This window comes from Brevibacterium linens ATCC 9172, assembly GCF_900169165.1.
Lineage (GTDB): Bacteria > Actinomycetota > Actinomycetes > Actinomycetales > Brevibacteriaceae > Brevibacterium > Brevibacterium linens.
Window position 1 is genome coordinate 22,597 of record NZ_FXYY01000003.1, and the last position, 12,885, is coordinate 35,481.

Here is a 12,885-nt window from a genome sequence, read left to right on the forward strand (position 1 = left end):
ACCCGATGGCCCGCCGTTCCGTTAGGGAACGGCGGGCCATCGGCATTGTCGCACCCGCAGGGACCGGACCCCTGAGTCCTCGGGCAGATCAGCCTCGGTGATTCCACAATTGATGGGTCAGGCCGCTGGCCGTGGTGAGGCTCTCGATCGTGAAATCCTTCTCAAGTCCCTCGAGGCCCTCCCAGAGCCAGACCCCGCGGCCGAGGGTGACCGGGACGATGACGAGGTGCATGAAGTCGACGAAGCCATCCGGAAGGAACTGCCTGACCATCGATGGACCGCCGCCGATGCGGACATTGCCGCCGTCAGCGGCAGCGCTCGCCTCGGCCAGTGCCTCCGCGGGCGAGGCGTCGATGAAGTGGAAACTCGTGCCGTTGTCGAACTCCATCGGCTCCCGCGGATGATGGGTGAGGACGAAGCACGGGGTCTTGAACGGCGGCTCCTCACCCCACCAGCCACGCCAGCCGTCATCGGGCCACGGTCCCGTCTGCGGACCGAACTTCTTCCGGCCCATGATCTCGGCTCCGATGCCCTGTCCCCACATGGCGAACAGAGCGCGGTCTGCGGTCACCGGGGCGTCGACCTTGTCCACTCCCTCGATGCCGCGGCCGTCAAAGAAAGAGAACAGTGCTTGGGCTTCGCCGATCGGCTGATCGAAGGTGACGAACTCGCCGGCAGCGAATCCGTCGAGGGAGACGAAGAGGTTGTTGACACACGCTTTGGCCATGTGCACTCCAATGTGATGGTTCGGCTGATGTCGTCAGTCCGACGGATTGCGTGGGTTCCGGGGAAGTGGACCCAGTGTAAGATTAAGTAGTTTCAGAATGCAATCACTGGAGGTGGGGCAATGCCTGCACAGCCGCGTTCAGGATGTGCGATCAATGCCGCCGTCGAGGTCCTCGGTGACAACTGGTCGCTCATCGTCCTGCGCGACATCATCTTCGGCGATCGCCGCCACTTCCGTGAGCTGCTCCTCCGCAATGACGAGGGCATAGCGTCGAACATGCTCTCCAGTCGTCTGAGGAAGCTCATCGACGAAGGGCTGTTGACAAAGGCGGAAGCCGCACGCGGGCAGCGAGCCCAGTACACCCTCACCGAGGCTGGAATCCAGACTCTGCCGGTCATGGTCGCCCTCGGAACGTGGGGGATGACCCACCGGGAGACCTCACCGGAGCTGACGATCCGATCCAGAATCATGGCCGATGACCCCCAACTCGTCGGCGGTCTCATGGATGAGCTTCGAGAGACCCACCTCGGGGTGCCGCGCCCGAATCCTGACGAACCGCGTTCCTCGGAGCGACTGCAGGCCGCCTACGAGGCGGAGATCTCGGCCCCAAGCGGACACGAGGAGGTGTTTTTCGGTGAGTGAAACAGCATCCGATCAGCGCGCGCCGGTGACCGCGACGATCCGCCTCGGCGCTGATTTCGAGCACCCGATCTCGGTGGTGTGGAGCGCTTTCGCCGATACCGGGCAGCGCGTGCAGTGGGGAGTCCCCGAAGGTGAGGACATGGTCTGTGACATCGACGAATTCCGTCCAGGCGGAGCGATCCGCGCCCGCTGTGGATCACGAGGAGTGCTGGAATTCGTTTCCACCGGTCAGTACTGTTCATTGGAACCGGAGCGTCATATCGTGACCACCGAGACTCTCACCAAAGACGATGAGATCCTGTCGACGGCCATCATCACCTGGACCCTGACCGCCATCCCGACAGGCACCCGGGTCGAGCTCGTCGACCAAGTCGTGTCCTTCGTCGGTGAGGGAATGGTCGACGGGCACCGCAACGGCCACGACATCTGCTTGCGACAGCTCGGCGAGTTCCTCAGTTCGTGAGATCCGCGGCCCACGGAAGATCTGCGCCGCTGCGGCCGACGGTGATCCCGGCCAGCGCAGATGCACGATCTCCCAGGGCCATGAGCTCTGCCGCACCGAGGGAGGCCATCGGTGATGTCGAGGCGTGCAGATCGTGGATGAGGGAGACCATGAACGTGTCCCCGGCTCCGATCGTATCCGTCACGTCGACCCGAGCCGAATCCACCGTCACCCGCGCCGAGGCGGTCGCCAAGATCGCTCCGTCACCGCCGCGAGTCATCGCCACCAGACCCGGACCAAGATCGAGCAGACGATCGACCTGTGCTTCCTCAGTAAGATCGGGATAGAGCCAATCGGCATCGACATCGCTGAGTTTGAGGACGTCGACCCGACTCGCCAACTCCTCGAATCGTGGCAGCACATCCTCGTGGGAACCGACGATCGACGGCCGGATGTTCGGGTCGAAGGAGATGAGCGTCCCTGCTCTCTGCAGGCCTGCCGTCTGCGGATCTGACTGTTCCGGGACAGCGTCGAGGAGTCGGTCGATCACGGCGGAGCCCGGCTCGAGGAATGCTGCAATCGATCCGAAATGCAGGGCCGAACGGCCGCTGCTTCCGAGCAGCGACGAATCGGGATCCCACCGCAGCTGGAACTCGTACTCGGCCGAACCGTCATCGGCCAGGCGGGCCAGCGCTGTGGAGGTGCCGCCTCGAGGGGTGGCGAGCACGTCAACCTGGGACTCCCGCAGGTGAGCGAGAAGGAATCCGCCGTGGAAGTCATCACCGACATCGGTGAGGAACTGGACCTCGTCGCCGAGGCGGCCCAAACCGAGAGCGACATTGGCCGGCGCTCCACCCGGTGCATAACGGTCGGGAACCCCGGGCGAACTGACGATGTCGATGAGGGCTTCACCGATGACGAGAATGCTCATGGACACGATTCTAGGCTGAAAATCTTTTCAGGGTGCTGACCTGCAGAAATAGGACAAAAATCGGTGAATGCTAGGAATCGATCTCATTTCATGTCAGTGCCGTCTGCAACGGTGTGGTCATGGACAAGAACACCATTGACAACGACGTCAGAACGATCATCGATGAGGAAACCGCCCGCGTCTTCGCCCCGCGGCCGGGGGAATGCCTGGCCTGCTATGTGTTCCGCCAGCTCGGGGAATTCGGCTGCAACGGCACACACCGGTTCGCAGAGGGCTTCCGCGACCGTACGGCTCCACGTGCCACGGCGCTGATCGCGCGGCTGAGCAGTATGGGTGCCTGCTGCTGTGACTGTGAGATGTTCCTCAATGCCTTCACCTTCGCCGCCAAACCGTGGATCACCAGCATGCCGTTCGGCGAGCTTATCGGCACTCCCTTCGGGAATGAGGAAGCCATCGACATGAGAGAGAGATTCGGAATCGACGAACCTCCTTCGACGAAGCTCTACCTCTGCTGTCGACTGGTGAGGAGGGGATCCACGCAAGCCTGCGGAAACTGGGCCCGCATCCGACGATGGTGAGTGCACGCGTCCGGCAGAATAGAACCATGCCTGCCACTCTGCCGCTCTTCCTCGACTGCGACCCCGGAATCGACGATGCCATTGCACTGGCCTACCTGTGCTGCCAAGACGACGTCGACGTCGTCGGCATTGCCGCATCCGGAGGCAACGTGGCCACCGCCCAGGTCGTCGAGAACACCCGCGGTTGGCTGACGCTGGCCGGGCGCAGCGACGTTCCCGTCCACGCCGGCCACAGTCTTCCAGTGGCACGGCAGGCCCTGCAGGCGGAATCGCAGGCATCGGAGACGGCAACGGGCGAAGTCCTGGAATACGCCGACCTCACTCATGGCGAGACCGGACGCGGATATGCGCGGCTGCCGGACCCGAGCGCCCCGGCGAGTTCGGTATCGGCTGCTCAAGCGTGGGTCGATGCTGCCCACGCCCATCCCGGACAGCTCCTCGGGGTCGTCATCGGTCCGGCCACGAATCTCGCCTCGGCCCTCGAGATCGACCCGGATCTGCCGAGTCTGTTCAAGCGCCTCTTCATCATGGGCGGAGCATTCAACTACCGCGGCAACACCCACCCGACGACGGAATGGAACGTCACCTTCGACCCCGAGTCCGCGGCCCGAGTGCTCGAGGCATTCGGCACAGCGCATGCGAGCGGTCACCTCGGACACCTGCCGGTCATCGCCCCCATCGAAGCGACCGAAGCCGTTGAGATGACACCTGAGCGCCTCACCGCGATCCTCGACGGAGCCCCTGCCGACGGTGCCGACGACCACTGGCAGTCGGTCCTCGAACAGCTTTCCGAAGCTCTGCGCTTCTACTTCGAGTTCCACGAATCCGACGGACTCGGTTATCTCGCCCACATCCACGACCCTTTCGTCCTCGCCTGCGCCCTGTCCTGGGCACGACAGAACACCGCTGAGTCGCTCGGGACAGCGCCCAAAGATCCGAACACCAACGTCTCGGAGGCGGCCGCCTCGGTGCCCGAACGAGGATCTGCGGGGGAGCTGCCGTGGGCGTCGACGCTGTGGGCACCAGTCGATGTCGAACTCACGGGTACACTCACACGAGGCGAAACCGTCGCCGATTGGCTGGGACGGTGGAGCCGCCCCGTGAATGCAGAGATCATCCGCACCATCGACGCTCCTGCCTTCCTCGACCACCTCAGTTCCACCCTGATGAAAGGACCACCAGCATGACCGCACACTCCAGACAGTCTGGGCAGGGGCCGACCACCACGGTCGGTCCCGGACAAAAACGCAACCGCACCCTAGCTCTCGCCCTCACTCTGCTCGGCACCCTCATCGTCATCGGCACCTACGTCGCCGTGCTGCTGACCCAACCGGCCAACCTCGGTGTCGACCTCGGCCATACCACTCTGTGGGTCATGCTCGGCTATCTGGTCGGAGGCATTCTGCTCGCCGCCGGTACCCTCCCGCTGATTCCCCGCAGCGTTCTCGCCCTCATTCCGGTCGCCATTGCCCTCAACATCGTCATCGGGCAGATCATCGGCAACTACACCCCCGTACCCCTCTACCTCGACTCCATCGGAACGGTGCTCATCGGCGTCCTGGCAGGGCCCGCCGCAGGCGCCTTCACGGGAATCATCTCGAACCTTATCTGGGGCGTGACCCTGAGCCCCAGCGTCATCGCCTTCAGCTCCGGGGCCGCCTTCATCGGAGCTGCCGCCGGCTGGGCAGCACGACTCGGGGTCTTCCGCACACCCTGGACGGCGGTCATCGTCGGCGCCGTCGCCGGGGTTCCCGCCGGTGCCATCGGAGCACCCGTAGCCGCCTACGTCTTCGGCGGCGGACTCGGAGCCGGAACCGGGGGAGTGGTGGCCATCCTCCAAGCCGCGGGCCTCGAGATGTTCAACGCCACCTTCGCTCAGAGCATGGTCTCCGACATCGTCGATAAGGCGCTCATCTTCACCCTCGCCTATGTCGTCATCCGGTCGCTGCCCAAACGCATCATCGGTCGCTACCCCTTCGCCCTGCACAGCCGCCCGAAGACAGCGTCGACTGAGAGCACAACGCCAGCCGAAGCGACGGCCGAGTCGGCGCCCGCGGCGGAATGATCGCCTCCGGTCCCAAGACCCCCGGCGCAGGAGGCGCCGCCGTATCTCCAGACGACGGTCGCACTGATCTCGGTCGCCGGCTGCATCCGGCGACCGAGATCGTCATCCTCTTCAGCAGCCTCCTGCTCGTCTTCGGGGTGCCTTCACCCGTGGTGCCCATGGCCGTCATCGTCGCCACCGTGCTCACAGTCGTCGTCTCACCGGCGCTGCGTCTGCGGTCGTGGGCTCTCGGTGTCGCCGTGCTGTGCCTGCCGACGCTGCTCGTGCTCGTCATCGTGCAGGGATTCTTCTACCCGGGCGCCGAGGTGCATGTCCTCTGGGAGGCAGCACCGGCGCATCTCAGCGTCGAAGGACTGAGCATTGCAATCCAGATCTGGCTGCGCGTGACCGCACTCATCGGCCTGTGTGCCCTCTTCGGCCTCGGCGCCGATTCGGCTCGACTCTTCGATGGTCTGCGCATGCTCCGACTGCCCGACAGCATCGCCTATGTGTGTGCCTCCGCAATCGGACTCATCCCTCTCATCGGCGCCCGAACCCGCCACGTCACCGAAGCCCGCAAGGCCCGAGGCTGGGCGACGCAGCGCTGGCGCGTGCGGATGCGGCTGCTGCCGGGCATCGTCACGGGCTTGTTCACCTCGGTGCTCATCGAGGTTGAACAGCGCCACGAGGTGCTCGAGCAGAGCGGCCTCGGAGCGAACAGCCGCCGTGTCGAACTGCACGACTACCGCAACGGTCGCGGACAGGGACTGCTCCGTATCACCATCGCTGTCGTCGCGGTCGGTCTCGTCGCCGCCTCGGTGGCCGGTGTGCTGCCGCTGCCGAACTCCTCTCAACTGATCGGTGTCCGCTGAGGTGAGGGCGATGACAGGTTTCGGATTCACCTACGCCGGTGAAGAGACTCAGGCACTGACCGATGTCGTCCTGTCGCTGCCGGCAGGATCGATGACCGCCGTTGTCGGTCCCGTCGGATCGGGCACATCGACCCTGGCTCGGGCGTTGGCCGGTCTGCTCGGGACCAGAGGAACTTCGACCGGGCACGTCGATGCCGCTGGGACGGCCGGGCTCCTCGGCGATGATCCGGAAGCCCAGCTGAGCGGAATGACCAGCCACGTCGAGGATGAGGTCCAGTTGGCGTGCAGATTGCGCGGCATTGCTGGGGTCGAGTCAGAGGAGCGGGCGCGGACTGCACTGGCACGGTTGGGGATCGATGGCCTGTGGGCCCGCCGTCTCGATACGCTCTCCGGCGGTCAGCGCCAATTGGTGGCGTTGTCGAGGATCACCGCACTCGACCCCGATCTGCTCATTCTGGACCAGCCCTCGCAGTCACTCGATCCCGATATGCGTCGATGTCTGGCGTCGGCCCTGCGGGAAACCTGTGATCGTGGGCGTTCGGTGCTCATCACCGGACACCAGATCGACGAGCTTGCTCTCTGCTGCCACAAGGTGCGCTTCCTCGACGCGGGTAGGCTGAGGCCGGCTCACGTCGCGCCCGGGGATTCCGGGGTCGACACCGAATCCGACGCCGACGCCGACGCTTTCGCAGGTACACGTGACGAACTGGGCCGTTTCGCACAGCTGCAGGGAGTCTGGGACACCCGTCCCGTTGACCCGCCCGGTCCGGTCATTCCGACCGCACCCGTGAGTACCGAGACCGTGCTTAAGGTGAGGGACTTCGGCGTGGACCGCGCAGGCACAGTTGTGCTCAAAGGCGTCGACTTCGACCTTCACCCCGGTGAGCTGAGCACCCTCACCGGCGCCAACGGAGCGGGGAAGTCGACTCTGCTGCGCGGGCTCATCGGACTCCTCGACCGGTCGGCTGACTGCGCGGGCACGGTCACGGCGAGCCGCCTCGGCGAAGGGACGAATCTGCTGGACCTGCCCGCCCACGTGCGCAGCGCTCATCTGGGATGGGTCGGACAGGACCCCGGTGTCCAGCTCTCGGCGGCGACCGTGCGATCCGAACTCATGCGTGCGGCTCCGCTGCCGCGCCACCGGCGGCGCGACCGGCCGGAGATGATCGAACAGCGTCGCCGCATCGTCGACACGGCGTTGGACGAGGCCGATCTGGCTGCCGTGTGTGAGGAGCATCCATTCGACCTCGACACGCCCCGGCGCAAAGACCTCGTCATCGCCTCGGCCCTTGTCACAGGCGCAGAAGTCCTGCTTCTCGACGAACCCACGATCGGTCGCGACCGGACAGGAATGGACCGACTGAGCGCGATCATCGATGGCTTCCTGGCTCGAGGCGGCGCCGTCCTCGCGACAACCCACGACCACCGGTGGGCCCAGGAATCCTCTCATCGTCGATTTCGCCTTGCTGATGGACGAGTGAATCTGTGCTGAAGCGGCACGGCCCCCGCGACAACGGACCTCCGAAGCGATTGTGTGGTGCAATGAGTCTGTGAGTTGTGTCGTCTGAAGGGAACGCAATGCGCGGACCAATCATGCTGTTCGCCGCTTGGGCTCTCCACGACGCGGAGGAGGCACTGACCTTCCTCGCGACGACCGACTACATCGCCGATCTCACTGGAATCGACGCTGTGCGGATGTCGACGAAGCAGAGCGTGGCCGCGATCGGAGTGGTCGGGGCCGGGCTCGCCGCACTCGGCAGACCGCTGACCGCCGGCGACTGGGCCCGCGGTGCACCGACGATGGGCGCGGTGGCGGTGGCCGCCCACGTCCTCGTCAGGATCGACTGGTCGTCCCTGCTCAGAAGTCGTATCCCGAGTCGGCGGTGACGCCACTGGATCCGCGGAACCTCTGCAGATGCAGGTGCCGGATGAGTCGGATGACCGGGCGGATGAGCATCTCGATGCTGCCGATGACGAACAGCCAGGTGCCGGTGGTCATCAGAGCGTCGGAGAAGAACATGAAGCTGCCGATGAGGAACCACACGCCGATGAGCACATCATTGGCGATGCTGATGACCTGGTAGCGCTGGCGGATGACAAGCTCTTCGGGCCCGATATGCAGGTGAATGTCGCCGTTGTTCTCAGCCATGTGACTCTCCTCTTCCGTCGCCGGGACTTCGCCCTGCTCAGTTCCTCAGTCCCTTATTCCTGGGATCTCGGCGGAGCTCTGCCACTGTCCATGCAGTGCGAGCCTACTGCCCGACCGGCATGTCGTGCAGGTCCGAGGTTCGCCTAATCTCACGTCAGTGTCGAGTCCTAGATTGAGCGTATGGACGTAAACCCGCACTCATTCGACGCCCTCTACAGCGAGCCACGCGAGCGCAGCTCACTCCTGTCGTGGGACGAGCTGCTCTGTGCTGTCCGCCGGTCTCCCCAGCTCACAGCACTCGATGCGGCGGTAGTCTCCCGATCCTGCCCGGAAGCGTCAGTCCCTTCCGCTGCGGAACCGTCAGTCCCTCCCGCTGCGGGATCGACGGCCTCCACCGAGGCGGCCGGCCCCGACACCGCGAACCGTGCCCCGACCTGGGACGGCCTCAACACGGTCATCGCCGCCCTGCGCGGAAAGGATCTGCTGCCCGAGACGCTGCCGACGACCCGCAGCCCCACAGTTATGCTCGTGCACCTGATCGAGGAGTTGGCCCTCGTCTTCGCAGGTCACCGTGGCGACCGGCCGAAGCTCGGCGTCATCGGCAGTGAGCCCGGGATCGACAGGGCCCAGGTGCGTTTCGAAACCGAATGCATCACATGGTCCATCGCCGGTCGCCTCGGGTTGAGGGCAGCGGCGACCGGCTCACTCAAGCGCTACCTCAAGGACGGCGACCTCATGCCCCCGATCTCACGCGATCGAGTGCTGTACACCGTCGATGCGGTCGAAGGACTCTTCGGCGGGGCGCTCACCTTCGGGGAGACGATCAGGCACGAGATCCCGAGTCTGTTCTCCCTCGACGAGCAGTTGGCTGTCTGATCCGGTGCTGGTCGTTCTGACGAACAGGGAGGATGATGGGACCTGTGCGGTCCGGAAACCGGTGACTGGTCGGTGATGACACCGCTGGTCGGCGCGCGACCCGTATTCAGAGAGGAGAGACTGAGATGAGCAGAAGAGTCCAAGTCACTTTCGACTGCCATGACCCGGTGAAGACGGTGCGGCTCTGGGCATCGGACCCCGCCTGTTCTTCCAGATCGTCCCCGAAGACAAAGCGGTGAAGAACCGCATCCATCCGGACGTCCGATCGGCACCGGGCCTCGAGGATGAGGCATGCTCCGAGCTCGCCCGAGAATCGGCGTTCGCCCAGATGAGAACTTTCTCAGAAACTCAGGGGCCTGACGCGTTCGCTGCTAGCGTGAGCCCCATGAAGACGAACCGTATGGCATTGAGCGCAGTGGCAGGACTCGCGGCTCTTTCTCTCGGCTTGGCCGGGTGTACCGGAAGCGGCTCCGAGAACGGCAGTGACGGCACTCAAGACACTCCCGCCGCCGACTCGTCGTCGGGCAACGCCGCTGAGGCCACGGACGACAAGGATCAGAATGCCGGCGACGACAGCGCGCAGGACTCCGAGCAGGATTCGACGCAGGACGCGTCCGGACAAGGGCTCCCCGCCGATGCCGATCTGAGCAAGGATGCGCCGGCGGTCAGTGCCGACGACGCGATCGAGACGGCGAAGAAGGAAGTCGGAGACGGAATCGTCTACGGCATCGAACTCGACTGGGACGAGAAGGACGGGGCCTGGCAGTACGACGTCTCGATCCTCGACGGCACCACCGACCACGACGTCGAAATCGACGCCGACTCCGGGGAGATCGTCGAACACGAGCAGGATTCGACCGACGACAAAGAAGAGCCCATCGACCTCAACGACCCGATGACCGTCGACGACGCACTCGAACTCGCGCAGGAGAAGGCTTCCGGCAAGCTCGTCGGCTGGACGCTCGAATACGATGACACCATGCAGGAATACCAATTCGAATTCTCCGACGGCGGGGAGGAGACGGAAATCACCGTCGACACCGACACCAAACGCGTCACCGTCGACGATGACTGACACCGGTCGCCTCACCGTCATCGCCGGGCCCATGTTCTCCGGCAAGTCCGAGGAGCTCATGCGCCGGGTGAGGAGGGCGACCATCGCCGGCGTGGGCGTCCTCGTGGTGTCCCATTCGCTCGACACCCGCTCGCCGATCTCGACGATCACCTCACATATCGGAGCTCATATCCCCGCGGTGCCGCTGTCGGACGTGGACTCCCTCGCCGAGGCGGCCCGCTCTGCCGACTATGATCTCGTCGCCATCGATGAGGCTCAGTTCTTCGGACCCGATCTCGTCCCCGTTGTCGATGGACTCCTCCGCGACGGAGTCGACGTCATCGTCGAGGGACTGTGCGTGACCTTCGACGGAGAGCCCTTCGAGCCGCTGCCGAGTCTCATGGCCGTGGCCGAAGAAGTGCTCAGGCTCACCGCGGTCTGCACGATCTGCGGTCGCGACGCCGTCTTCCACCAACGGCTCAAGGACTCGCAGCGCGGATCGGGTGCGGCAGAGGTATCGGAGGCGGCCTCGGATGAGGACTCGCCGAGTCCTGTCGCCACCGCCATCGATGCCAGCCACGTCGGGGGCCTCGACGCCTATGTCGCCCGCTGCCGCGAACACTTCAAACGGGATGGTGCCACAATGTCATCTGTCAGCAGTTCTCCGACATAGCCGGTGACAGGACTCTCGCCTTCGCCGCGCTAGCGCTCTTGAACCTGCACAATCGGCTCTGACCAGCGACAACGTCGATCTGGATTCTTGTGTCAGTGGCGACCGATAATGTTTTGGGTATGGAAGCAGAGCAGGTTCCAGACGTTCTCACCGAGATCCGTCGGTGGCGTGTCAGCCTGTCCGAACTGCCCCCGGCGAAGACCGAGGAAGAAACCATCGATCGCATCACTGCACTCGAGGAACTCACGTCGGCGAGTGCGGCGGCGCAGGCCCGTGAGACCCTGACGTTCGACATGCTCCGCCGCAACCGCGAAGCCGAAGACGGTGTCGCCAGCAAGAAGCAGGGACGTGGCATCGGAGCCGAGGTGGCCCTGGCGAGGAAGGTCTCGCGCTCCCGCGGAGACACACTGGTGAAGTTCTCCCGGACTCTGCTCATGGACCTGCCGAGGACGTTTGCGGCGATGAAGGGCGGTGACATCTCGGAAGAGAAGGCGCGGGTTGTCGCCAAGGAGTCCGACTGGCTGCCGCGGGAGAAGAAGCATGAGCTCGATGAGAACATGGCCGAACGCCTTTCCGAGGTGGGTGTCAGGCGACTCGGCAACGAGGTGCGAGCGCTTGCGCAGAAGCTCGACCAGCAGGCCGCGGTCGACCACCTGGAGCGTTGCGTCGAAGAGCGTTCGGTGAGCGTGCGTCCGGCTCCGGGGAACATGGCCTACCTGACCGCACTGCTGCCGATGCCGCAGGCGGTTGCCGCCTGTGCGAACCTGACGAAATCGGCACAGTCTGTCATCGCCACGGGCGAAGCCGACGGTCGCTCGCAGAGTCAGATCGCGGCGGACCTCCTTGTCGAACGCCTGACCGGGCAGGAATCGGCCAAGGCCGTGCCGACGGAGGTGCACCTGATCATGCAGGCGAGCAGTCTGTTCGCACCGGGGGAGGATCCGGCATGGTTCCCCGGAGTCGGACCGATCCCGGCCAAGGCAGCCAGGGATTTCGTGGCCGAGAGTGATGCTGCGGTGTTCCTGCGTCGCCTGTACACGCGGCCGGAGGACGGACAGCTTGTGCGGATGGATTCTCGCCGTAGGGAGTTTGCCGGACTGCTCCGGCGCATGATTGTTATGCGTGATGATGTGTGCCGCTCACCTTGGTGCGACGCGCCGATCAAGCAGGCCGATCACGCGGTCTCCTTCGCCGCCGGCGGAGACACCGAATGGGAGAACTCCTCCGGCCTGTGCGCGGCCTGCAATTATGCGAAGGAACTCGCGGGGTGGCGGCATAGGGCAACGCCGGATGCGCTCGAAGTGGTCACGCCCACGGGCCACCGCTACCGCTCGCGCACCAAACCGATCAGCGAGCCCGACCCGGGTCTGGTTCGCGGCGAAAGCGTCGCCGAGACGACTGCGCCGCCGGGTATTCTCGCGGGAACCGGTCCGTCGAACCCGGCAGTCGGTTCCGACCCACCAACTGTTGAGGGTGGACCAACACCACCGGCCGCCACGGCCGAAGACAGCACAGCTGCAGGCCCTGTAGCTGCAGACACCGCACCTGGGGCTGGTGTGCCTGCATCGGGCGCGTCGCCTGCATCAGGCGAGGTCGAGGGTGCTGACACGGGGCCAGACGACCAGCAGCGGCAGATCTTCCTACCATGGCGGTACATTCGCCGGGCCGAGCAGCCGCCACCGCTGAGAATCGGGAGCACCACCGTCAGCGTTGATGTCTACGACGCGGACTTCGAGCCGTTGAGCACGGTCGAGGAGCTGCTGCTCACCGGCATCCGGGAGCATGTCGGAACCCGGCGAGCCGAGGCAGCGGCGGAAGGCCATGGAGGCAGCCAACCTGCATTCAGCTACTCGTTCCACAATTCTGCTGGGCGGAAGTCCAAAGGCGAATGAACGTG

Annotated in this window: 15 protein-coding genes; 12 read left to right on the forward strand and 3 right to left on the reverse strand. The window is 64.8% G+C overall.

The genetic code is table 11. From position 1 onward, the window contains the following. Positions 1–88: 88 nt before the first annotated feature. On the reverse strand, positions 89–727 hold the full coding sequence (locus BLIN9172_RS03205) for a dihydrofolate reductase family protein (protein WP_101553825.1): 639 nt from the start codon (positions 725–727) through the stop codon (positions 89–91). A 120-nt stretch (positions 728–847) separates the two neighbouring features. On the opposite strand from BLIN9172_RS03205, the gene BLIN9172_RS03210 reads away from it, so the two are divergent. Then, complete coding sequence (locus BLIN9172_RS03210) at positions 848–1,369, forward strand: winged helix-turn-helix transcriptional regulator (RefSeq protein ID WP_101553826.1); 522 nt, start codon at positions 848–850, stop codon at positions 1,367–1,369. Continuing rightward, positions 1,362–1,832 carry an SRPBCC domain-containing protein gene (locus BLIN9172_RS03215; RefSeq protein WP_164742788.1) on the forward strand — a complete coding sequence of 157 codons (471 nt, stop codon included), beginning with the start codon at positions 1,362–1,364 and terminating at the stop codon, positions 1,830–1,832. The genes BLIN9172_RS03210 and BLIN9172_RS03215 overlap by 8 nt, the downstream gene beginning before the upstream one ends. On the opposite strand, the gene BLIN9172_RS03220 is transcribed toward BLIN9172_RS03215, so the two are convergent. After that, positions 1,822–2,742 carry a carbohydrate kinase family protein gene (locus BLIN9172_RS03220; protein WP_101553828.1) on the reverse strand — a complete coding sequence of 307 codons (921 nt, stop codon included), beginning with the start codon at positions 2,740–2,742 and terminating at the stop codon, positions 1,822–1,824. The genes BLIN9172_RS03215 and BLIN9172_RS03220 overlap by 11 nt on opposite strands. A 119-nt stretch (positions 2,743–2,861) precedes the next feature. Here BLIN9172_RS03220 and BLIN9172_RS03225 point away from each other — a divergent pair, with 119 nt between their 5' ends. The 6 genes from BLIN9172_RS03225 to BLIN9172_RS03250 all read left to right on the forward strand — a co-directional run bounded on the left by BLIN9172_RS03225 (position 2,862) and on the right by BLIN9172_RS03250 (position 8,123). Then, positions 2,862–3,320, forward strand: coding sequence for a DUF2695 domain-containing protein (locus BLIN9172_RS03225; RefSeq protein ID WP_127364204.1), 459 nt, complete (start codon positions 2,862–2,864; stop codon positions 3,318–3,320). Between the two features lie 26 nt (positions 3,321–3,346). Continuing rightward, a complete protein-coding gene (locus BLIN9172_RS03230) occupies positions 3,347–4,507 on the forward strand; it encodes a nucleoside hydrolase (protein WP_101553830.1) in 1,161 nt (386 codons plus the stop codon). Next, a complete protein-coding gene (locus tag BLIN9172_RS03235) occupies positions 4,504–5,385 on the forward strand; it encodes a histidine kinase (protein WP_101553831.1) in 882 nt (293 codons plus the stop codon). The genes BLIN9172_RS03230 and BLIN9172_RS03235 overlap by 4 nt, the downstream gene beginning before the upstream one ends. Further along, a complete protein-coding gene (locus BLIN9172_RS03240; protein ID WP_101553832.1) occupies positions 5,382–6,236 on the forward strand; it encodes an energy-coupling factor transporter transmembrane component T family protein in 855 nt (284 codons plus the stop codon). Before BLIN9172_RS03235 ends, BLIN9172_RS03240 begins: the two co-directional genes overlap by 4 nt. 10 nt (positions 6,237–6,246) lie before the next feature. Beyond that, positions 6,247–7,728, forward strand: a complete 1,482-nt coding sequence (locus BLIN9172_RS03245) for an ATP-binding cassette domain-containing protein (RefSeq protein WP_101553833.1) — start codon at positions 6,247–6,249, stop codon at positions 7,726–7,728. Between the two features lie 86 nt (positions 7,729–7,814). After that, positions 7,815–8,123: a hypothetical protein gene (locus tag BLIN9172_RS03250; protein WP_101553834.1), complete on the forward strand. Its 309-nt coding sequence runs from the start codon at positions 7,815–7,817 to the stop codon at positions 8,121–8,123. Here BLIN9172_RS03250 and BLIN9172_RS03255 read toward each other — a convergent pair. Next, positions 8,095–8,385, reverse strand: a complete 291-nt coding sequence (locus BLIN9172_RS03255) for a YrhK family protein (RefSeq protein WP_025778133.1) — start codon at positions 8,383–8,385, stop codon at positions 8,095–8,097. The genes BLIN9172_RS03250 and BLIN9172_RS03255 overlap by 29 nt on opposite strands. Before the next feature lie 180 nt (positions 8,386–8,565). On the opposite strand from BLIN9172_RS03255, the gene BLIN9172_RS03260 reads away from it, so the two are divergent. From BLIN9172_RS03260 to BLIN9172_RS03280, 4 genes are all read left to right on the forward strand, one after another. Beyond that, the gene (locus tag BLIN9172_RS03260; protein WP_101553835.1) at positions 8,566–9,261 is read left to right on the forward strand and encodes a hypothetical protein; all 696 of its coding nucleotides are present in this window, start codon (positions 8,566–8,568) and stop codon (positions 9,259–9,261) included. A gap of 385 nt (positions 9,262–9,646) precedes the next feature. Further along, a complete protein-coding gene (locus tag BLIN9172_RS03270) occupies positions 9,647–10,336 on the forward strand; it encodes a PepSY domain-containing protein (protein WP_101554035.1) in 690 nt (229 codons plus the stop codon). Next, complete coding sequence (locus tag BLIN9172_RS03275; protein ID WP_101553836.1) at positions 10,329–10,988, forward strand: thymidine kinase; 660 nt, start codon at positions 10,329–10,331, stop codon at positions 10,986–10,988. The genes BLIN9172_RS03270 and BLIN9172_RS03275 overlap by 8 nt, the downstream gene beginning before the upstream one ends. Before the next feature lie 119 nt (positions 10,989–11,107). Continuing rightward, positions 11,108–12,880 (forward strand): HNH endonuclease, encoded by a 1,773-nt coding sequence (locus tag BLIN9172_RS03280; RefSeq protein WP_101553837.1) that lies wholly within the window; start codon positions 11,108–11,110, stop codon positions 12,878–12,880. The last annotated feature ends 5 nt before the right edge of the window (positions 12,881–12,885 follow it).